Here is a 21,083-nt window from a genome sequence, read left to right as displayed (position 1 = left end):
GAATTGCACGTCGGGTTGTCGCAGCGGTTGTTGTCGTGATGGTTTTAGTGCTTTTTTATCTTTTTCTGTTTGTAAAGGATTGCCTATAGTAAATATCCGGTTAAAGAAATAATCTTCGCCGGCGTTGCGCATCCATTGGGTATAGGCTCTTATGCGATAGCTTCCTGCTTTAATTTCATCGTCCAGTATCAGGTCGCCGGCAACGGTTCCTGAATCAACAGGCAACTTCAACGTTTTTACAGGTTGATCTTGTTCGTTTATCAGGTCGACATAAACAGCTCCGCTCAACGGCGAGCCGGTGCCTGCTGCCGGTGGTTAGGTATCCTTTAAACCAAATGGTATCGCCGGGTACATAATATGGTTTATCCAGGTGCAGATAGGCTTTTTCCTGCGGGATACTGTCCGTCCATTTTTGCAAAGAAACAAGCAGTGGGTTAATAGCAATCATCCGGCGCGGAAGGTCGGGTACCGGCGGTTGGTATTCAACCGGTAACTGGTCGCCCACCCGGGCCTTTGCCCAATAGCCGTGGATGAAAAAATCACTATAATTTGTATAACTTCCTTTTTTGTCAATTACGGCCCGGTCTGTCACTAGTTTTAATATTGATCCCTTGGGATCAATAGTGATGCCTCGTTGAAAATCAGCTTGATTTCCATTAATACGGGTTGCAGTCCCAGGATTATATGTAACATATAATTGCTGCCTGAATTTGAAGGACATAAAATTTGTATCTAGTGCGGTAATTAAAGAGTCGAAACTTATTGTTCGATTACTCACTATTGGTCTATCAATTAGAAGAGTCGTCTTTTCATCTTGATTTTTCATTGTTGCATATCCATCAATAGATTTCGTGATAAATCCATTTTCAGATGTGTTGTTTGCATAAACCGAGCGCAAAAAATGCATAAATGAACCTTGGTAGGTCTTTAAACGATTTTGTGTCCATCGCTTTTTTTCTTCATCTGTCCCATCAAGGTCCTCAAAACTGCATTCGCCATGATAAAGCGCGATATCGTCTACAGCGTTGTAGCCAAAATCTTTTAGTTGGTAATGGATACGATAGCCCAGCCCCTTGTTTTCGATAATCAGAAAATCATCTGCGTCAGCCATTAATATACCTTTTTTTGTGCTAAAGTTTATCACTTTTGGGTTGGTGATAACACATTGCTTAGCGTTTTCTGATTCACCTAAAAAGTTTTTTTTAAATAATTTGAAATTGTTATCCCATGCGTTTTTCTTTCCTATCACTACCTCTTCAAGACGAATAGATTTTGGTGTTAATTGTAATTGAATATGGAGAGATATGTCTTTTACAATAATTGTGCGTGTTTCTGAGCTATAACCTAATAACTGTACAGATAGCTGAAAGGTTCCTGAAGGCATGCCGGTAAAACTAAACTTCCCATTTTCGTCCGTTGAGGTAACGCGTTCAGAGCTGCCTATAAAAACAGTTGCAGCTTTAACCGGTTCGCCCTTTTCATTTACGATAACTCCAGATACTGTAAAGCCTGTCTGGGCAAAAATCCCATGAGACACGAATAACAAAATAATAATGAGAAATGATTGGCAGCGATTTTTCACGGAATAGGTTTTAGGTAATTCAAAAGTAATAAAAATACAGAGGTTAAATAAATGATATAATTAGAATCACAATTACTTAATTAACTAATAGTAAATATATTTTTACTATTATCAACAAAAACTAACGTTTCCTATCTTTTATGTCGCCTTATTAAGCTAAGTGTTCTACAAAGTCTTTAATTCTCTCAAAAAAAAGTGCTCTGATTTTGCCCAACTGATAAAATCAGAAATCCTCTTCACAAAACGATCTCCTGAATTTTTAGTTATGTAACTGGGTAAATTAACATTCGTTAGTGGCCTTAAATCAACAAACTCCAATGGATGAAAGTATAAGTTTAAATAACCATCCCTTTTATGGGCTGCCGAGCACATTCTTTTATAACAAATAATGGCACATGGTGGAAGGTTAACCAAAATAACGGAAAACGAAGATAAGAGGATACTGATGCAGGTAATTGTAAAATGCCATATTCATAAAACCAACTACGGGGTTTATTTAGGTTGTTATATCGACCTGGGATGAAGGTTGGGTTAAGCGATGAGTTATAAATATAACCCGCTTTTTGTATTTCATATTCATTAACCCGCATCATTTTTGGCATTCGGAAACCAATCACTTTTAATCCGATTATTTTTTCCAATGCTATTTTTGATGACAACAAATGTTCAATTTTAAAGTCTGAATGATTATAACCATGAGACCCGATCTCATGCCCTTCATTGATTATTTCAGATATTATAATTGGACGATTTAAAGCATAATTGGCTGTACAAAAAAAGGTCGCTTTTGCATTGAAACTTTTTAACAAATCTAAAATCAACAATATTCCATTTGTTGAAATAGTTAATTGTTCTTCAAATGTTATGGGCTGGCCGTATTCTATCGGCATATCAAATTCCTCGATATCAAAACTCAACAGGATCATTTTCAATTTGGATTAGGTTGGTTGATCGAATTATGTAATTCGGGCGATTTTTCGTTTGCAAAAATATACTTCCTAAATAGCTGCCTATGATGCCTAAAACCAATAATTGCAAACCGCCAAAAAAAGCTACTGTTGCAATCAATGATGCCCACCCAGAAAGTGCATCATAACCACAAAAATAGCTAATTAGGATGTAGGGTATGTAAAATAAAGCTAACAATGAAAAAACCAAACCGATCCCCGTGGCCAGATATAATGGTTTCACGCTAAAGGCCATTATGCTTCCAATAGCAAGTTTGATTAATTTAAAAGAAGAATATGCTGGAGTGCCGGTAAGTCTTGCAGAGGGAGTGTATGGAATGCCAATTTGCGAATACCCAATCCATTTGATCATGCCTCTGAAAAAAAATTCATATTCATTGATCTTTACTAATTCATCAGCAACTTTCTTGTCGACAAGCCTAAAGTCTGAAAGTCCATTTTCCAGCGTATTATCAGAAACAATACTAATAATTTTATAAAACAAGGCTGAAGAAATACGGGACAATATATTGGTATAGGGATTAGGTTTGTCACGATAGGTATAGACAATCTCATAACCAGTTTCCCAGTACTGTAGCATTTTGGGCAAAAGACTTGCTGGATGTTGTAAGTCTGCATCTATAGTTATTATGGCATCACCTTTTGCCAGGTTAATACCAGCTTTAAGTGCATAATCTTTGCCAAAGTTTCTCGATAGATCTATGTAAAAGATATTATCATATTTTTTTGACTGTAGCTTAATTTCGTTTAAAGTATTATCAAAGCTACCGTCATTTATAAAAATAAATTCAAATAGATAGCCTGTTTCATTCAAAGCTTTAGATATCTCTAAAACAATCTGGCATATGTTTCTTTCCTCGTTGAAAGCCGGGATAACAATCGATAGTTTCTTTTTCACAATTGTATGGTAAGATTTAGGTTTTAAGTGAGGAGATATGAAAACTTATCGGCGGACTTCTAAGGGAAGTGGTCGATGAGATCAAACTGACTGCGAGCACCCACCCTGTTGTACTGGGTAACTGCCCTTTCCTGGAAATCGCGGCCGACCGGGATAAGATCAGTTCGGTAATTTCCAACCTGGTCAGCAACGCGGTCAAGTATTCAGACAAGGGCAAAACGGTCACGGTTAGCTGCAGCTTTTCCCCTGTCAGCGTAACGGTCAGCGTCAAAGATGAGGGTATGGGGATCGCGCCGGAGGATACCGATAAGATCTTCGACCGCTATTACCGGGTCAAAACCGAACATACGCAACATATCGCCGGTTTTGGGATCGGCCTGTACCTGAGCGCCCAGATCGTGCAGCTGCACGGTGGCCGCATCTGGGTGGAAAGCGAAACCGGCAAGGGGTCGACTTTTTATTTCAGCCTGCCAATTTGATATAGCAGTGTAAAAAAACAACAAGATAATCGGTAATAAAGCGATTATCTTGCTAAAATGTAACAGAAACCCGGGCTTAAACACCCATTTGAGTTAACATTCTTGATTAAGAACACAATATCTACCACCACGGGGCTTTTTTGCTGATAACTTTGGGGTATGAAACATGTGATTATCGGCGATCTGCATGGGCGGGATATTTGGAAAGAGGCACCCATGGATGACCAATCTAAATTTATTTTCCTGGGGGACTATGTGGACAGTCTGCGAAAAAGCGATCAGGAGATCCTGGAGAACTTGCGGGATGTTATCGCCTTCAAAGCAAGGTATCCCTGGCGGGTGGTGCTGCTGACGGGCAATCTTGACGCGCAATATATGTACTATCCGCATTACCGTTGTGCGGGGTTCCGCGCGTCCGCGCAGCCTGCCTTAACGAAATTATTCCGCGCCAACGACCATCATTTTGCTTATGCCTACCAGGTCAGAAATATGTTATTTACGCATGCCGGGGTGACGAACACCTGGTTCCGGCAACTGAAATGTGACGAGGTATACCGCCGCTACCGCTACGGCAATAAACCCATCGCTGACACGATGAACGCCATGCGCAGGAACGCCCACGCCCCTGCCCTATTCACACCCTGCCGCGTTCGCACCGGGCAAGATAGCGATGGCAGCGCCGTCTGATCGGACGCGAAGGTCACCTGGGACGACGCGCTCGACGGCTATCACCAGTTTGTCGGCCATACGCCGATGGATCAGCCCTGCGCCAATATTTCAGAGGGGAAGTCGATTACTTACCTGGATGTTTTGCATAAGTGGGCGTACTTTCATGAAGTTGATATTTAAATAAATCTTTAAAACTAGACATTGTGACGAAACCTGTGTAGATAATAAATTTATTTTTTAAAATTTACTACGCAAATAGGCTGCGCAATAGCTACTTTAATTTGTTACTTTAAATCAAAAGAAATTCACGAATGGTATATAACGATGAGCATTTTGAAGCTGAACTAAATATCAAACTTAGAAAACGACTTTCTATCTTGCGATTTTGGCAGGACGAACTGATTAGGTATTTGTGCCGGTTTTTAGACGAAACCAAAGATCAGCGACAAAGGACTGGTTGCGAAGCCTTTTTAAAGTTACTGACAAAAATCAGGTTAAATCTTGATGCAGCTAATGCCCTGATGCACTTAATGAACGATGATTATCGCTACAAAACGAGTATCAATGTCCTTTACCGCACAATGGTCGATGATATAATTAATAGTTATTATTTGTGGGGTACTGTTGTAATGAATGACCCGGAACAACAAGCCCTGAGAAATGAACTGAAAATTTTACATAAGGAATTTACTGTAAGTGTGATTGACGGGATCAAAGCTGAACAACAGTTCCGGGCATTTGTCAGTACAGTCAAAGGCGATACTCCCATTGCTGAGGTTGATGTTGAGGCGTATTTTAAAAAAGGAAATCCAGATTTGGTTGATAGAAACGGAAAATGGCAAACTAATGCTGACTTACGCTCGACAACTCATCCCGACATCAAAAAGCAACTTAATCAGCACGAAAATTGCGGCTTTATTTCAGAAGCCAAAAAATTAGCATTTTTGAAAGCCCGTGATCTCCCCTGGCACGATGAGCTAAAATCGTTATTTAAATATCTTTCGCAATATCAGCATTTCAGTCCTCAAGCGCATCACCTTTTAACCTTACACATCGATCAGGATATTACGATCTATCAACATACTTTAGGACAGCTGCTAATGTTGATGCGTCAGCTTTTTGGTGTATTGGAAATTAAAAACAAACTGGTGCTGGATCAGGAATTAGCATCAATTGGAAAAGCAATGTTGGATAGTTTTAATTCGGAGCCATTTTAAAAAAGGGCGATATAAGCGTTCCGAAAACAATCTTTATCAACTGCTAATTAGTAGAATTTGATTGAATAACTTAATATGATTTTCTGTTTTTATATATTTATTTCAAAATAATGGTATGAGCGCGGAAAATTCAGAAGAAGACTTTGGTCAGATTGACCCAAAACTTGATTTGACTGATTATAAATATCCGCCAACAGCATTATTATCTTCACCGCCATCAAATCTCTCGATTACCGCCCAAAAATTAGATGCCGAAAAAAATAGTATTATCAAAACTTTAGCCTTTAGCGGTGTTGAAATCGATAGGATTAAAGCTACAATAGGACCGACGATAATCTTATATGAAGTGATACCAGCCCCAGGTGTGCGGATAGCTAAGATCAAAAGCCTTGAACCGGACCTGGCTTTAGCTTTGGCGGCAAAAGTTGAAGTGATCGGCCAGTTATCCGGTAAAGGAACCGTAGGAATTAAAGTATTTCACGCAATGCCGGATCGAGTGACCATTCGTTCGGTAATCAATACCGAACCTTTTGAAAAAACCAAGATGGAGTTGCCTATAGCGCTCGGAAAAACCATAGATAATTCAGTATTTACGATTGACTTAGCTGAACTGCCTCATATCTTGATCGGTGGCGCTACCGGCCAGGGTAAGTCTGTTTGCCTGAATGTTATATTAGCCTCATTATTATATAAGAAGCATCCTTCAGAACTTAAATTAATCCTTATTGATGTTCGTCAGTTAGAACTGGCCTTATATACCCGGATTGAACGTCAATTTTTAGCTAAACTTCCGCATTCGCGAAAATCCATTGTGGGCGATTTAGACAATGCAATACACACCTTGGCAGGTGTGGGTCTTGAGTTGGATCAGCGCTATGGGTTATTAAAAAAAGCCGGGGCACGGAACATCAAAGAATATAACAAGCGATTCGTAACGCGTTTACTCGAAACAGATTCCGGGCACCGATACTTGCCGTATCTTGTTATAGTAATTGATGAATTTGCAGAGTTGCTCAATCCCAACCATGACGTCGAGACTGTCATCAACCGCTTAGCCCAATTAGGCAGACCTGTCGGTATTCATTTGGTTATTGCAACACAACGGCCATCTGTAAAGGTCATTACAGGTAACATTAAAGCTAATTTCTCTTGCCGTTTAGCCTTTAGAGTAGCTTCGACCACAGACTCTAAAACCATTTTGGATATCCAGGGGGCTGAATCTTTACATCATCCCGGAGATATTTTATTCAGGCATGGCGCTGATGTTTTTCATTTGCAGGGCGCCATAATCGATACCCATGAAATTGAAAGCCTGACCAATTTTGTCGGTTTACAACCGGGTTATCCCACAGCCATGCTCCTGCCCGAGTCCAAATCTGAAGATGCTTCAACACCTTATACTGATCCCGGCGATCGGGATCCATATTTTGAAGAAGCAGCCCGTCTGATTGTTATGTATCAGCAAGGTTCACCTTCACTTATTCAACGCAAATTAAAATTAGGCTATAACCGCGCCGGACGGATTATGAATCAGTTGGAAAGCGCGGGCATTGTCGGCGCCTTTGATGGCAGTAAAGCACGCGAAGTATTATTTGCTGACGAAACATCCTTAATGCGCTTTTTAAATGGAGAACCGCCGTATCCCGAACCTACCCAACCGGCGCCTGCTCCAAAGCCTGTAAACACAGTAAAAGCACCCGAAGAAATACCTGTCTATATCAACCTAAACCAGCCAGAACCAAAAGTAATTCAAAAATCAAAATCTTTTTGGCAACGCTTATTTAACTCCTGATGCCTATCTAATTTCCAGGATAACTTTATCGTTGACGACGATATCCCAACCAGTAAGAAACTCAATTTCTGGAGTGTGCTGGAGGGAAAAAACCCTAAACTGGACAAAGACAGCCGATTTTATTTTGCGGTTACCGGCTCTTATGAAAATGTTAATCACCAGTCCTTTACTTATAAATCATTATATAGCTAACAGGCAGGAAACTTTGGCGCGGTCAGCGCAGCGATACATCAAAATCTAATTACTTTGCTTCACCGACAGCACATCAACTTTTAGAGCTAAATTGTTTATATTTAATTTATTATTAACTTTAAACAAACAACCTAACAGATCATGTCAAACACACAACCAAACCTCACATCTTTATTAGCGAGCAGATCAACGGAAATTGGGTCATTTGCTAAAAAATCCATCACGAAGTCACTTAAGATTGTAGCGCAGAAGCCTAAAACGATGCCCATCTTGAAACTAAACTTCGGCGAGCCCGATGCCAAAGTACAGTTATCCAATCATGCTTCTCACGCTTCGCATGTTTCTCATCACTCACACCATTCACGTCATCGCTAAAATGGAAAATCAAAATCATATTGAAGGCAATAGCATTTTTGCTTATGCGGATGAACGGCTATTCTCGAAAGAAGCCATCTTCAAATGTCTGTATTGGTACGGCGATCATTTTCACACAACAGTGAACATCAATGATGGCTACTATCAGCTTCAATTAACAACTGCTCAAGAGATTTCACGGGAAGAATTGAAACTATTCCTTCAAAAATTAGAAAGGGACTTAATTGATTTTAATTTGCGAGACATGGTCAGTAAAGAAACCCAAAACGTTCGGGATCTGCTGATTGCAAAAGCATTTTCAAATGGCGAGTTGGATGAAGATCCACCGGGTGAAATCAGCGATCCAGTTGGATTTTCTGTATATGAAAATAAAGGATGATTTCTGTAACGTTTCGCCGTTCGTTAAAACTGTGCTTAGCAAATACCAAGGGAAGGGTGATGGCTATTGCCTGGATGCTCCCAGCGGAAGTGGACGTAATACTTTTTTCCTGGCTAAACATTTTTGCAAGGTGCTGGCCGTCGATATTGACCAGACGGCACTAAAACATATTGAGCAAGATGCCCAAGGCCTGAATATTCAAACGAAGCAACTGAATTTAGAGCACTTGTCAGCCTTCGACCTAAAATGTTACGACTTGGTTTGTGTCGTTCATTATTATACAGTAGCCTTCATCGAATTGCTCCTGAAAAAAATGCAAAAGGGTGCTTTACTCTTAATTGAGTCACCCGCCTGCCACGGCGAAAACTTCAGGACGCTACCTAATGAACAAGAATTAAAACAAATATTGGGTAAAAAAGAGCTGTTAAGTTATCGCTTTCGCGCTTGCAAACACCCAAATAATATAGAAAGCCGGGGTTCGGCAAAAATATTGATTAAAATATAAGTAAATGGAAACCCTAAGCCCACGTACTAACCGAAAGTTCAAAGATATCGGCTACTATGCAGAACAACAATCAAATTATTTCCTGCTGCCTTTTCGGTTTCATCGATTGAATGATGACAAAGAAGTTTTAGTCAATGAAGTTGGCGACCATCTGGTTGTACCTCTCGGAACCGCGGGACGTATCATACAGCGTCAACTTTCAATCGAAGAAGACGCAGATCTTTATGGAGATTTGGTTGCCGGATTCTTTATCGCAGAACAAGAGGTTCCGGCATTAATAGATGTCTTAGCCACGCGTTATCGTACCAAGAAATCATTTTTAGATCAATTTACCAGCCTGCATTTATTTGTTATCACTCTTCGTTGCGAACATACTTGCCATTATTGCCAGGTATCCCGCGTAACCACGAACAAAGATGAATTTGATATGCGGTATGAACATATCAATAAAGGAATTGAGCTCATGTTGCAATCGCCCAGTGATTATTTAACCATGGAATTTCAGGGCGGGGAAGCCTTACTGGCTTTTGATAAAATTGTATATGCTATCGAACGCACCAAACCGCTCGCAGCTAAACTGGAAAAACAAGTCACTTATGTTATTTGCACCAATCTTGCCGTTTTAGACGAGGATATCCTGGCCTACTGTAAAACCAATAATGTCTTATTATCAACTTCGCTGGACGGTCCGGGATTTATCCATAATCAAAATCGTCGCCGCCCCGGTAACAACAGTTACGAATTAACCATCAAAGGCATAGAACTAGCCAGAAAATGGCTGGGCACCGGAAACCTTTCGGCCTTAATGACCACTACAAATCTATCCCTGGATCACCCAACGGAAATCGTCGACGAATACTTTCAGCAAGGTTTTCGCAGTATTTTTTTGCGTCCTGTTTCACCTTACGGCTTTGCGTTAAAAAACGAGAAAAAAAACAAATATGAGATCGAGCGCTTTATCAACTTCTACAAAAAAGCTTTACATCATATACTTGATTATAATAAAAGAGGCGAATTTTTCAGGGAAGAATATGCCACGATCATTTTAAAGAAAATCCTTACCCCTTTTCCGGTTGGTTATGTCGACCTTAATTCGCCTGCAGGTGCTATCACCAACGTGATCCTGTTTAATTATGATGGTGCCGTTTACGCCAGTGATGAAAGCCGGATGCTAGCTGAATCAGGTGACTTCACTTTTCGTTTAGGTCATTTGGACACCGACACTTACGGGGATATATTTTATGGTGAAAAAGCACAGGCTTTATCCGAAGTTATGGTAAACGAAACACTTCCGGGATGTTCAGAATGTGCGTTCCAATCCTATTGCGGGGCGGATCCGGTACATAATCACGCTACCCAGGGTTCTGTCTGGGGTTATCGCCCAACCAGTACTTTTTGCCAAAAAAACATGGAGCTCATCCGGTACCTGATCGAGTTGATGGATGGAGATCCGCAAACCAGGCAAATTTTTGAAGGTTGGATTTCACAAAGGAGGGCCTCATGATTTTTCGAGCCAAAGGTATCCCGACAGGAGTGAATGACCTTATTGTCGGAGTGATCACCCGCAATCCTGATCACCATGGTGAAAGTCTTATCTGGGTTGGAGATGAATTTAATTACGGCAGTTATATCGCACATTTGAGTTGCCAGTCTATTGAGGCGAGTATTGTGCCAACCATAGCTAACATCCAGGCTTTGGATCATCTATCAGATGGGGACATTGTTTCTATCGGACAGGACGGAATTGTCCGCACCGTATATCGTGTCAACTCGTTTTACAATACGATCCTGGCTACGGAACGCTGTAACAGCAACTGTTTAATGTGCTCACAACCACCTAAGGATAGAAATGATATCCCTTACCTATTCGAACTATACCGGCGGGTAATACCCTTGATCCCAAAAGATTGTTTAGAACTCACGATATCCGGTGGCGAACCCACATTGATGGGTGAATATTTTTTTGAACTATTGGAATTAATCACCCGCGAACTGCCGAAAACAGATATACACATCCTGACGAACGGACGGACATTTGCCTGGAACCATTTCGCCGAACGATTGGCACAGATCGGGAACCCCCGCATGATGCTCGGCATCCCGGTTTACGCTGACTATTATCAGGTGCATGATTACATTGTCCAGGCACGCGGAGCATTTGATCAGACCATATTGGGTTTACACAACCTGGCCCGTTACGGTATTCGGTTAGAAATCCGCGTAGTTCTGCATCAGCAATCTATTCCACGACTCAGCCGGCTGGCACGTTACATCTTTAAAAATCTGCCATTTGCCGAGCATGTTACTTTTATGGGCCTCGAATATACCGGTTACACCCCGCACAATATCGAAAAGTTATGGATAGACCCTTACGACTATAATAAAGAACTAACTGAAGCGGTAGAATTTCTTGCCGGCCAAGGCATGCACGTTTCTATATACAATGCGCAATTATGTGTCATGCCTGAAAGACTTTGGGGGTATGCGCGCAAATCCATTTCTGATTGGAAAAATGATTATCTGCCAGCTTGCCAAGCTTGCAGTAAGCTTCATGACTGTGGCGGATTATTCACCTGGAATTTAAAAAAATGCAGCGCACATATTCAACCGGTTTTTGAAGACGTAAACCTATTAACCTCATGAAAAAGTTCCCCATTCTCGCACAAAAAACCGCTTTAGTATTTGCTGCAGCTACGGCTTTACGGAGCCAACCGGTAATCGCAGCATCTTCATCAGGCATTATTAACGCCGGACTTGAACCCATAGCTACCCGTATTCGGAAGTTAAAACCAAAACTGGTATTAAAATTCACTCGGCGATTTGAAGCCAATGGGGCTCGCTTTGTATCGCATAGCTCCCATAGTTCTCACAGTTCACATGCTTCGCATAGTTCTCACGCTTCCGGACATTACGGTGGCGGCGGAGACGACGGCGGTATCGGTGGCCTGGGCGTGCTGGTCGTTGGCGGCGCCTTGGCTTACGGTGCGTATCAATTGGGTAAAAACAAACAAAAATAATTGCTTAACTTCAATTTTAATCCTGATCATATGAAACCTAATCCCAACTCAAAAAAATTTAAGGCAATGTCACTGGCCTTGGCATCGGTAGCCTTATTAGCAGGTAACCGGGCAAAAGCTACAACATCAGTGAATGTGCAACCTGATGAGAGCGATGCTAATATATCGGTCGCAAAAAACCGCCTAAAAGCTAATCTGGTACTAAAGTTAAATATGGCAAAACCCGATGCCAGCAAAATCATGATGCACACTTCTCATGCCTCGCATGCTTCACACGCATCCCATGCCTCTCACGCATCTTCTTCGCCGACTTATACCCCATCTTATACTCCCGAACCCGTGGCTCCAGTTGGGCCGGTTCGATCTAGCTCTCAATCGGTAACAACTGTTGATACTTCTCGGATGCTAGTCAAAGGAATGACGGGTGAAGACGTCAAACGGATGCAGGAACTGCTTAAGGGTAAAGGTTACACCGTTCCCACTAGCGGCTACTTTGGCGCACAAACTGAAGTTGCCGTAAAGAAATTCCAGAAAGCCATGGACCTTCCTGAGAATGGCAAGGTTAATAGCACGACGTTATCGTTTTTGTCACGTCCTTAAAAATAGAAAGCGACTCATTTAAAACACCTATGGACAAAATTGAAGGCATTAAATGTAATTAATGGATCAAGCCATTTTATCAATATAGGATTGATCAATTTGTACTGCGGCTCCAAAAAGTTCAACCTGCCATATCACGTCATTTTTTAAACAGTCGATTCTGGACCTGATAATGCCGTGTTTATATTTTATTTCCTGCAAGCTCGGGTTTTTTTCCAAAATAAGTTTTTCGATTGATTTCTCTCGTTTTTTGGCTTTACTTCCTAAAGTCAAAACACTGGTGGTCAAGTATAAATTACTACTATGTCCTGCATATTTCTGCAACATACTTTTTTGAGGTAGTTTTTGGTTTCTGTTCCAAGGTGTAATTTTTGAAACAGGATTATCAATTAATAAAGAAGACCATATTTTTGTGTGGTAACCATTTTCAGATCCATGGTGAGGAACTTTAAAAAGAGAAGCTTTTCGATCTATCGACAAACAATTTTCTAAAATATTATCCCAACCTTCTTTATTATCTCGGGAAATTTCGAGATCGGCCCCCAATAGGATGCGATGATCGTTTATTTTAATGTAAATTACTACCGATTTAGAATTCGGAGACTCATTTATAAATTTCTTATTCCGGTGTTTTATGACATCAATTAGTTTAGAAATTTCTTGATCGAATTTGTCTAAAGTGTAATCAGAAGGCGAAAGAGCCCAAACCTCGTTAGACACTCCGTTTGCCTCTGTTTTGTACAGTAATCTATCTTGCGAAGCCCTAAGAGGGATCTCATTTCTTTCAGCAATTAGCTTAACACAATTAAAAAATTCTGTTGTAGACGAACTCCACACGCCGTCATCTGCTTTCGCTACATCGAGAGATAGCAAAAGTAAAAATTTGTCTTTGTCTGTACTGCGTGCAAAATAAAACTTGGCAGATTCGCAAGCTCCTAAAAGACTTGACATTCCTAAAATATGATCATCATGCCAGTGCGTGCAAATAATCACTTTTACTTGAGTTTTAACGTCGACGCCAAGAGCAAGTAAATAATCTAATGGTAAGCAAGTTCTAGTATTGGGATCAATACAACTATCAATAACCACCCATTCATTATTTCCAATATGGATTACCGAACTTTCTCCGTAACCACCTCCAGTTCCTATAAGTGTAACCTCTCCAATATGAATTTGCGGTAAGTCTTCTAATCCCATTTAAGACTATTACTTAACGACCTTGCGTTATCTGCGATCGTATCAAACTGTGCAACAGTCCACGAAGGCAAACGCTGAAATCTAATAAATGATTCTTTGATAACCTGGCTGTTCCTAACAGCATATCCCACGCTCCAATAAAAAACATTCCCCAAACCGATTAGCTTTTTATCTTCAGGAGACACATCATTAAAATCAAATGATGCAATTTCGTATGTAGCAGGATGGTGAAGGTCTTCTAATTTAGCGACAAAACTGTCCTCCTTTAGCTCGATAATATGACCCACCCAATTTTGGGCTTCTTTATAATATTCCCGGTAAGTATTGAAATTTCGATTATTTAATGCATGAAGCTTATTATTAAATAAAATGTCTGAATCTTTTTTGTCAAGGAAGCTGAAATCATAGCCATCCTCATATTTAATTTCAGAGTTTTTTATAAGCTTGAGATCAATCGTCTCGATCGCTTCGTCAACAACTTTTGTTGATAGTCTGGTATCACTTAATTGATAATCCGATGAGGTGATTTTTTCAATAACTGTACTATCCATTTTGCTGCTCAAATTTATTCCAAAGGTTATCCATGTGCCGATCTGCCTTTTCAAGCGCAGTGGGCCAATAACTGTTGATGAGTTTGACTAAACCATTATCTTTTTCAGACCGTGAAGTATCAACATCAACATGATCTGTAATAACAATATTTACGCCAAAAGACGATATGGCATTAGAAGATTGAATTCTTATTCTATAATGACCGGGAAGTTTGTCCGATCTGTCTTTTTCAAAAAACTCTAGGTTAACAACTCGTGCTTCGTTAAGAAAATCCCAGTTTTTTAACGGAGCAAAAGTATTTCCAAATGAATAGAATTTTTCAGCTGTTTTAAGATTAATATCGTAAACAAAATTAATTCCGACTGCCTTGATGGGTGTCTCGTTCAGAAACGTAAAAATTCCAATGATCAAATCCCTGACCAATCCGAAATGTGGTTCCGAGGTCGTACTAATTTCAAATCTATCAGGCTTTACATCAAATTTCGCCCAACCAAGATCAAATCTGACTAATTCATTATGAATTAATTCTACTTTGGTTTGTTGAGCTTCTGATTCTCTAATTAATTCTTTTTTTGCCAGCCAGAAAGGCTGTATTAATGCGGGGTTAAAATCCCCCAGCATAACAAATGCCAATGATTTTACTTCCAAATGTGTATTTACAGGCATATATAGATTAGGTCACTTTATCAGCAGTCGAATATACTATTTTTATTAAATAAATAAATATTTAATTATTTTGGAATTCGTTGATTATCCGACCTTTATAATAATGTAATTGCAAATATCCATTTTATATTCTAAAGTAAAGTCGTTGAAAAGCCATAATCGATTTATAATTTATTGATAGTTATTTTATGCGATTAGGGCATATTTTTCAAACAAATTAACGCCAATACTCGGTTCATTAAAAGGGATTTAATTTAGTATATATACCATTGAATTCCTACTCTTGGCGCTTGATCTTGTAGCCGAATCCGTTGTTGAGATTAACAAAGATGTTTCTTTGTTTGCCGGGTTTGCCGGAGAATTCGTTTTAGATTTCGTAGTTGTTGCTGATTTTAAAAGGGGCTTTAAGAGGTTTGGAAGTAGTCGAAGCGAATTCCGATGGGGAGGCTGCGTAGGATGGTTAAGTTGTCTATCTTTTTATGGGAGAAGGGATGATGAAATCGAATCCACGGCGGTATTCCATGCCGAAGGGTGGGTGACAGATAATATTTTGATTTGATGCAGTTGGCGGCAGCAGAGCTAGCTATAAAGCCGGCCCCTATCCCGGACTGTACCAAACTAGTTAAAGCTTTTTAGCAGTTGCAGATTAGCTAAGGCGTCGCCGGCGGTATTGTTGAAGTAGGCGTAGATGGTTTTCCCTTCCTCCTGCCATTCCCGGATGAAGGTAGCGTATTCGGAAAGAAAGCTGTCGGTATAGCTGCCTTTGTAATTACCGCCCGGGCCGTGGAAACGCAGGTAGACGAGGTCATCTGCGGTAGTTTCAAAGGGTGTAGCGGACTTGGGCATATCCTGGATGACCATAGCGACCTGTTGCCCGTTTAACAGCGCGTATACGGGATCGTTGTACCAGGAATCGTGTCGGAATTCTACAGCTATGCGCCAATCAAATTGACTTAAATTATCCAAAAGTTCCGCCAGTTGCGGCAAAGCGCTGACCTGCAGGCTTGGCGGGAACTGGACGAGCAGACAGCCTTTTTGCGCCTCCGGCAGATTGATCGCCTGCATAAAGCGGCCGATGTCATCCTGATTAAACAACAGGTTTTTCTGATGGGTGATTCCTTTCCATAGTTTAAAGGTAAACCGAAATCTGGCCGGTACTTCTGTCGACCAGCGCTGTATGGTTTTGGCTTGAGGGATTTTATAAAAAGAACTGTTGATCTCTAAACTGTTCTCTTGCAAAGCGTAATAGCCCAGCCTGGAAAGCGCCGCATGCTCCGGCGGGAAATCACGTTTGGGTACCGCTATTTTCAGTCCGCTTGTTCCGCCATAGAAATCGCCCGGCCGCATCAGGCTTGTTTGAGTTTGGCTTCCATGCTCAGGGTGGTGTGCGGCACAGCGCGCAAGCGTTCTGCCGGGATGAGTTTACCGGTTTCACGGCAGATCCCGTAAGTCTTATTCTGTATCCGCATTAACGCAGCTTCAAGTTGTTCGATAAACTTTTTTTGTCTTGCGGCCAGCTGGTTGGTCTGTTCTTTCTCCAACGTAGCCGAACCATCCTCCAAAGTCTTGCCGGCGATGGCAGCATCGTCCCCGTTCGAATTGGAAGCGCTCAATGATCCTGCCAGGTCGTATAATTCTTCCCGGGCCATAGCTATTTTTTGCTCGATCAGTGAGCGAAATTCTTGTAGTTCCGCATCGTTGTATTTTGTTTTGTTTTGGTTTTGCATGCTGAATAAACACTGAAAAGCGGAACTGGTTTTTAAATAAGATGATGTATGAATTTTAAAAAGCCCCGCTAAATTGGCGGGGCTCTCTGAAATTTGACAATAATTACCCGACTACAGTAGCTTCTATTTCAACCAACAGTTCGGGGAAGGCAAGCGCTTTAACTTCAAGCAGCGTGCTTGATGGTACTATTTTGTGTTGCTGCATCCAGCCGGCTAATACACCATACGAACCAAAGAAATCGGCTATTGATGTAGTGTACAAATTAAGGCGTACAACGCCTGCAGATTTATAACCTGCCTGGTGAATTACCTTCTCCAGGTTTTGCAGGCTTAATAATATTTGGTCGTTCATGCTGCCACCGGCCGGTTTTCCGTCGGCGGTCATGGCTGCTTGTCCTGAACAATACAGAGTACCCTGGTTATGTTTAACTTCTACCGCCTGGGCATAAACAAAGTTGTCTTGCCAGGTCCATGGGTTTACTATTTTCTTTTCCATTGTTATATATTTTTTGGTTTATTATGATTTTGAATGGTAAATAAAGTCATGCAGGGTAACTTCAAATGTGGTTCCTTTATCGGTAAAGCTCATTTTAGTCGGGAAATAACCATCGCGACTGAACTTAGCAGGTTGTGGTATTGTGCGTTCAAAAGTTTTAGTGCCGGTTAAAAATGCCAATGTTGCCATTGGCTCGTAAAAAGTAACGTTGCCATTATAGCTGCCATATACAAATGTTTGTGTAAACGGCTGCGGATTGGTTTGTGAAAGTTCGGGCGAAGTAACATCAACCCAGTGGGTTCCCATTTCAGGCTCACCGCCCGAGATAGGTACATAATTTTGTGGCAAATAAGCCGACGCAGGATAATTGACAAACCCGGTCGAGTCGGTTTCAAAATCAGGTATTTGCAAACGATCACTTTCAGGCATCATGTAAAAGTGCATGTCAAAATGTGGCTTGTCATATACATGTTCTGGTGGATGGCCGTGCGGGTTCCAGTCTAAAACTATCGTCTGAAAAGGAGTAGCAGTTTTTTCAGCAGGCATGGTTAATACATACTCCTGTTCCTCTCCGTCAGAAGGTAAATTTGTAAAAGCAGTTTTTTCAAAAGTGATGCCTACGTTTAAAGGTTTATTTTGGGCGTCTGTTTCGACCCATGACCATGCGTGGCCATTGCCCAAAGCCACCGCGGTGCCTTTAAACTGGCCCGGTAAATGTGTAACTTTTTCTTTTTTGCAGGATGCTGCAGCGATCATCAATACAGCTGCTGTTGTTAAAATTTGATTTTTCATGACGTTTTTTCTGTTGTTTAAGTTTAGACGAAAGTGCACAGGGGGGCGGTCCGGCCATAGCTGTGTATGGATGAACTGTAATTCCTGTTGACTGAATTGTTTTGGTACTTTTAAATTAACCGGGGCCCCGGTTAATGGTAGAAGTAATGGTTTAAATTCAAATGCGCTTCATGCCTTTATTATTTTGGAACAAAGGTATGCTCAATTAAAGTCAGGGCATTTGATTCAAATCACAAAGAGAAGGTCAAAGCGCGGGTAATACGGTTACCCCTAATTGCGTGTTTAGTTTTTCCATGCGCTCAAAAAATTCAGGACCGGGTTTCTCTGTCGGGACCGGCGGCAACTCCATAGTTACTGCCGGACGGCTAAATTGAAGAAACATTTCTTCGAAACCGCCGGGTGTGATCAGCAATAAAAATGTCGCAGTATCGCTAACCAAATTAAAAGTGTGCGGTACGGACCTGGGTAAGTGTACATAATCGCCGGCTTTAGCGAGAACGGTTTTTTCACCTATTTCATAGTTTATTTCACCCGACAAGATCACAACGCTTTCGTCCTCACGGCTGTGAACGTGAAGCGGTGGTTCAAAGCCTTTGCGCAATACGCATTTGATCAATGAAAACTGGCCGTTGGTTTCGGCAGTTGTAGTTAAAAATGTCATTAAATTAGGGCCATACCAGCGGGAGCGTTCCAGCATTGTTTCGCTATGGACATGTAAAGCGGTGTTGTTAAATAAGTTGTTCATAAATCTTTCTTTTTAATTATGAAACAAAGTTAACGGGGATATTTAGGGGCGTTCTCAACCAAATGGTGGATTTTAATTGATTAACCCGTATTCTTTTGCTTTTACAATTGCTTCCGTTCTATTGGCAGCATCCAGCTTTTGATAGATTTTGAGCGTATGCGTTTTTACCGTACTCGCAGCTACAAAAAGCTCATCGGCAATAGCTTTATTAGCAAAGCCTTTCGCCAGCAGGTTCAATACTTCTATTTCTCTTGCCGATAGCGGATTCAAATGATAATGGGCTGGTACGCTTCGGACCGCTTCCAGTTTTGGAGAACTTGTGCGGTTATTTTCAATAGCCCTGGAGATAAAAACCCCCAGCGTCTTTAAAAATTCAAGAGACTGTGGTGCATAAGCATTTTTTACCATGGTTCTTACAGATAAAATGCAAATAATTTCTTTTTGAACAAATAAGGGGACATACATACAAGAAGCAGGAACCATACCTTGAAGCGGCGTTACCGGGCGCGGTACATACAAGGCATATTCAGTTGCATAATCATTAATGATGACTTCTTTTTTATGCGTAAAGATCCATCCTGAAAATCGTTCCCGGTCATGGGCGTAGATGGAAAAAGCAGGCAGCTTTATATTGTTTTCTCTTGCGCCTATGTACTCGATCCGCTCTGAGACCGGGTTGTAAATACCAATCGCAAACGAATAGGCATCTATTAACCTGTTAACGTTGTAATACACGGTATCGATCATCTCTTCAATACTTTGTTCAGAGATAATGGATGCGCCTATCTGGTTCAATACCCTCAGACTTACCAGCAGGTTAGATTGATCATTATTTTCTTCCAAAATTTGCTATTTATTTAGTTTATTGCGGTAACGGCTCAGGGTCTCCCGTGTCATGCCTAAATAACTGGCAATATATTGTAAGGGGACACGCTTAAAAATGGTGGGGTGTTCAGCAACAAGCGACTGAAACCGGGTTTCGGGCAGGTCTTTCAAAAAGGCGCCTTCACGTTTTTCGGCGCGGATCACCTGTTCCTGGATGATAATGCGGGCCAGCTTGTTCCAAATGGGATAGCTTTTACACAATTCCTGTATATCCTCGTAATTGATCTCTGCCAGTTCGGTATCTTCCAGCGCCTGGATATAGGTCGTTGACGGTTCTTGCGAAAACAGGCTGCCGAAAGAACAAACCAGGCCATTCTCCAGCAGAAAGTCCTTGCAAACTTGCCGGTCCTCTAACTGGTAATAATACCGGACGCTTCCTTTTTCGATGAAGGCGATCGTTTCACACAGATCGCCTTCATTCAGAAAGTGCTCATGCTTTTTGAGCAACCTGGTTTTAACAATACGCTCCAGCGCTGCTTTCTCCTCCTGCGAGGGATTGATCAGTCTTTCGATATTAAAAAGTATCCTCATCCTTAAAGATAAACTATAATTTGCGAAAATTAACCGGCGTGAAGGCTGTTTACCAATGCTTTTTCATAAATGTAGCCGGCTGCTGCTTTGGCTTTCGCACGGAGCGCTGCCAAATCCCGGTCTACCAGCTTGCCGTTTCTTTTGACTATTTTACCCGCTACAAATACCGTATCAATATTGGCCGAGCTCGCTTGAGAAACAATAGAATTAACCGGGTTCATGACCAGCGGCGCGATATTTAACAAGTCTGTTCGCAGCAGGATCAGGTCAGCTTGTTTGCCGGGCGACAAGGAACCGGTTTTTTTGTCCAGCTGCAATGCTTTGGCTCCGTTAATGGTTGCCCATTTTAAAGCATCTGCAGCATTCAAGTTGATCTTTTGCGGCATCTCACCTGATCTCAACATTATATCATTAGCCAGTGCCCGTTCAGTTTGCAGCGCGATACGCATTTGTGTAAACAGGTCGCCGCCTGCAGCTGTAACCACATCCACGCCTAATGATGGCGCCATACCCGCTGCAATGGCTTTACCGGTAGCCGGAAAACCTAAACCCATTTGCATTTCAACTTCGGGCGTGACGGACACCGAGCAACCATGATCAGCCAGCAGCCTGAAATCCTGGTCGGTCAGGAAATTACAATGTGCAAAATTCATATCCGGGCCTAATAAATTTGCTTTGGCCAATTGTTGTACTGCCTTGTATTTATCGGCGAATGTTCCGCAACCAACGTGCATAGAGATGGGTAGTCCGAATTTACGTGCCAGCTCTATATCTTGTTTCGCAACATCAAATAAAGAATATTCCGGGCCCCTAATGGCT

26 protein-coding genes are annotated in these 21,083 nt (G+C 41.4%); 11 read left to right on the top strand and 15 right to left on the bottom strand.

Annotation, left to right across the window (positions count from 1 at the left end; all coding sequences use genetic code 11):
- The 4 genes from FO440_RS24135 to FO440_RS24120 all read right to left on the bottom strand — a co-directional run.
- A partial coding sequence (locus tag FO440_RS24135) for a hypothetical protein (RefSeq protein WP_144250891.1) occupies positions 1 to 225 on the bottom strand: 225 nt, incomplete at its 3' end.
- Positions 215 to 1,537, bottom strand: coding sequence for a carboxypeptidase-like regulatory domain-containing protein (locus tag FO440_RS24130; RefSeq protein ID WP_222104051.1), 1,323 nt, complete (start codon positions 1,535 to 1,537; stop codon positions 215 to 217). The genes FO440_RS24135 and FO440_RS24130, both read right to left, overlap by 11 nt.
- 380 nt (positions 1,538 to 1,917) lie before the next feature.
- Positions 1,918 to 2,508 (bottom strand): polysaccharide deacetylase family protein, encoded by a 591-nt coding sequence (locus FO440_RS24125; RefSeq protein WP_246104319.1) that lies wholly within the window; start codon positions 2,506 to 2,508, stop codon positions 1,918 to 1,920.
- Positions 2,489 to 3,448, bottom strand: a complete 960-nt coding sequence (locus tag FO440_RS24120; RefSeq protein ID WP_144250889.1) for a glycosyltransferase family 2 protein — start codon at positions 3,446 to 3,448, stop codon at positions 2,489 to 2,491. The genes FO440_RS24125 and FO440_RS24120 overlap by 20 nt, the downstream gene beginning before the upstream one ends.
- 68 nt (positions 3,449 to 3,516) lie before the next feature.
- Here FO440_RS24120 and FO440_RS24115 point away from each other — a divergent pair, with 68 nt between their 5' ends.
- From FO440_RS24115 to FO440_RS24070, 10 genes are all read left to right on the top strand, one after another.
- Positions 3,517 to 3,927, top strand: a complete 411-nt coding sequence (locus tag FO440_RS24115; RefSeq protein WP_186292795.1) for a sensor histidine kinase — start codon at positions 3,517 to 3,519, stop codon at positions 3,925 to 3,927.
- A 159-nt stretch (positions 3,928 to 4,086) separates the two neighbouring features.
- A complete protein-coding gene (locus tag FO440_RS24110; protein WP_144250887.1) occupies positions 4,087 to 4,614 on the top strand; it encodes a metallophosphoesterase in 528 nt (175 codons plus the stop codon).
- 293 nt (positions 4,615 to 4,907) lie between these two features.
- Positions 4,908 to 5,813: a hypothetical protein gene (locus FO440_RS24105; RefSeq protein WP_144250886.1), complete on the top strand. Its 906-nt coding sequence runs from the start codon at positions 4,908 to 4,910 to the stop codon at positions 5,811 to 5,813.
- A gap of 115 nt (positions 5,814 to 5,928) precedes the next feature.
- Complete coding sequence (locus FO440_RS24100) at positions 5,929 to 7,605, top strand: DNA translocase FtsK (protein WP_144250885.1); 1,677 nt, start codon at positions 5,929 to 5,931, stop codon at positions 7,603 to 7,605.
- 568 nt (positions 7,606 to 8,173) lie between these two features.
- Positions 8,174 to 8,551: a His-Xaa-Ser system protein HxsD gene (gene hxsD / locus FO440_RS24095; protein WP_144250892.1), complete on the top strand. Its 378-nt coding sequence runs from the start codon at positions 8,174 to 8,176 to the stop codon at positions 8,549 to 8,551.
- Positions 8,535 to 9,056 carry a class I SAM-dependent methyltransferase gene (locus FO440_RS24090; protein WP_186292794.1) on the top strand — a complete coding sequence of 174 codons (522 nt, stop codon included), beginning with the start codon at positions 8,535 to 8,537 and terminating at the stop codon, positions 9,054 to 9,056. Before hxsD ends, FO440_RS24090 begins: the two co-directional genes overlap by 17 nt.
- A gap of 4 nt (positions 9,057 to 9,060) precedes the next feature.
- Entirely contained in the window at positions 9,061 to 10,560 is a 1,500-nt protein-coding gene (hxsB, locus tag FO440_RS24085; protein ID WP_144250883.1) for a His-Xaa-Ser system radical SAM maturase HxsB, read from the top strand.
- Positions 10,557 to 11,699: a His-Xaa-Ser system radical SAM maturase HxsC gene (hxsC, locus tag FO440_RS24080; RefSeq protein ID WP_144250882.1), complete on the top strand. Its 1,143-nt coding sequence runs from the start codon at positions 10,557 to 10,559 to the stop codon at positions 11,697 to 11,699. The genes hxsB and hxsC overlap by 4 nt, the downstream gene beginning before the upstream one ends.
- Entirely contained in the window at positions 11,696 to 12,073 is a 378-nt protein-coding gene (locus tag FO440_RS24640; RefSeq protein ID WP_186292793.1) for a hypothetical protein, read from the top strand. The genes hxsC and FO440_RS24640 overlap by 4 nt, the downstream gene beginning before the upstream one ends.
- 30 nt (positions 12,074 to 12,103) lie before the next feature.
- Positions 12,104 to 12,673 carry a peptidoglycan-binding domain-containing protein gene (locus FO440_RS24070; protein WP_144250881.1) on the top strand — a complete coding sequence of 190 codons (570 nt, stop codon included), beginning with the start codon at positions 12,104 to 12,106 and terminating at the stop codon, positions 12,671 to 12,673.
- A 66-nt stretch (positions 12,674 to 12,739) separates the two neighbouring features.
- Here FO440_RS24070 and FO440_RS24065 read toward each other — a convergent pair whose 3' ends face one another.
- From FO440_RS24065 to FO440_RS24055, 3 genes are read right to left on the bottom strand one after another with little or no spacing between them, the layout of a single operon-like run.
- Positions 12,740 to 13,870, bottom strand: a complete 1,131-nt coding sequence (locus FO440_RS24065; RefSeq protein ID WP_144250880.1) for an MBL fold metallo-hydrolase — start codon at positions 13,868 to 13,870, stop codon at positions 12,740 to 12,742.
- Positions 13,861 to 14,421 carry a hypothetical protein gene (locus FO440_RS24060; protein WP_144250879.1) on the bottom strand — a complete coding sequence of 187 codons (561 nt, stop codon included), beginning with the start codon at positions 14,419 to 14,421 and terminating at the stop codon, positions 13,861 to 13,863. Before FO440_RS24060 ends, FO440_RS24065 begins: the two co-directional genes overlap by 10 nt.
- Positions 14,414 to 15,088: a hypothetical protein gene (locus FO440_RS24055; protein ID WP_144250878.1), complete on the bottom strand. Its 675-nt coding sequence runs from the start codon at positions 15,086 to 15,088 to the stop codon at positions 14,414 to 14,416. Before FO440_RS24055 ends, FO440_RS24060 begins: the two co-directional genes overlap by 8 nt.
- Before the next feature lie 283 nt (positions 15,089 to 15,371).
- On the opposite strand from FO440_RS24055, the gene FO440_RS24050 reads away from it, so the two are divergent.
- A complete protein-coding gene (locus FO440_RS24050; RefSeq protein WP_144250877.1) occupies positions 15,372 to 15,647 on the top strand; it encodes a hypothetical protein in 276 nt (91 codons plus the stop codon).
- Between the two features lie 59 nt (positions 15,648 to 15,706).
- Here the strand turns inward: FO440_RS24050 and FO440_RS24045 are convergent, their stop codons facing one another.
- The 8 genes from FO440_RS24045 to FO440_RS24010 form a co-directional block, all read right to left on the bottom strand.
- Positions 15,707 to 16,435, bottom strand: a complete 729-nt coding sequence (locus FO440_RS24045; protein WP_144250876.1) for a DUF72 domain-containing protein — start codon at positions 16,433 to 16,435, stop codon at positions 15,707 to 15,709.
- On the bottom strand, positions 16,435 to 16,815 hold the full coding sequence (locus FO440_RS24040) for a TraR/DksA family transcriptional regulator (protein ID WP_144250875.1): 381 nt from the start codon (positions 16,813 to 16,815) through the stop codon (positions 16,435 to 16,437). Before FO440_RS24040 ends, FO440_RS24045 begins: the two co-directional genes overlap by 1 nt.
- Before the next feature lie 103 nt (positions 16,816 to 16,918).
- The gene (locus FO440_RS24035) at positions 16,919 to 17,311 is read right to left on the bottom strand and encodes a RidA family protein (RefSeq protein WP_144250874.1); all 393 of its coding nucleotides are present in this window, start codon (positions 17,309 to 17,311) and stop codon (positions 16,919 to 16,921) included.
- Positions 17,312 to 17,332: 21 nt separating this feature from the next.
- A complete protein-coding gene (locus tag FO440_RS24030; protein ID WP_144250873.1) occupies positions 17,333 to 18,103 on the bottom strand; it encodes a DUF5602 domain-containing protein in 771 nt (256 codons plus the stop codon).
- A 244-nt stretch (positions 18,104 to 18,347) separates the two neighbouring features.
- The gene (locus FO440_RS24025) at positions 18,348 to 18,848 is read right to left on the bottom strand and encodes a cupin domain-containing protein (RefSeq protein ID WP_144250872.1); all 501 of its coding nucleotides are present in this window, start codon (positions 18,846 to 18,848) and stop codon (positions 18,348 to 18,350) included.
- A gap of 72 nt (positions 18,849 to 18,920) precedes the next feature.
- Positions 18,921 to 19,691, bottom strand: coding sequence for a LuxR C-terminal-related transcriptional regulator (locus FO440_RS24020; protein WP_144250871.1), 771 nt, complete (start codon positions 19,689 to 19,691; stop codon positions 18,921 to 18,923).
- Between the two features lie 6 nt (positions 19,692 to 19,697).
- Positions 19,698 to 20,264 carry a Crp/Fnr family transcriptional regulator gene (locus FO440_RS24015; RefSeq protein ID WP_144250870.1) on the bottom strand — a complete coding sequence of 189 codons (567 nt, stop codon included), beginning with the start codon at positions 20,262 to 20,264 and terminating at the stop codon, positions 19,698 to 19,700.
- A 29-nt stretch (positions 20,265 to 20,293) separates the two neighbouring features.
- Positions 20,294 to 21,083: amidohydrolase family protein (locus FO440_RS24010; protein WP_144250869.1), on the bottom strand; the 790-nt coding region annotated here is incomplete at its 5' end.

The sequence above is a fragment of the Mucilaginibacter corticis genome, assembly GCF_007558865.1.
GTDB lineage: Bacteria > Bacteroidota > Bacteroidia > Sphingobacteriales > Sphingobacteriaceae > Mucilaginibacter > Mucilaginibacter corticis.
The sequence above is the reverse complement of the archived record's forward strand: the minus strand, read 5'-3'. Positions and strand labels throughout refer to the sequence as shown.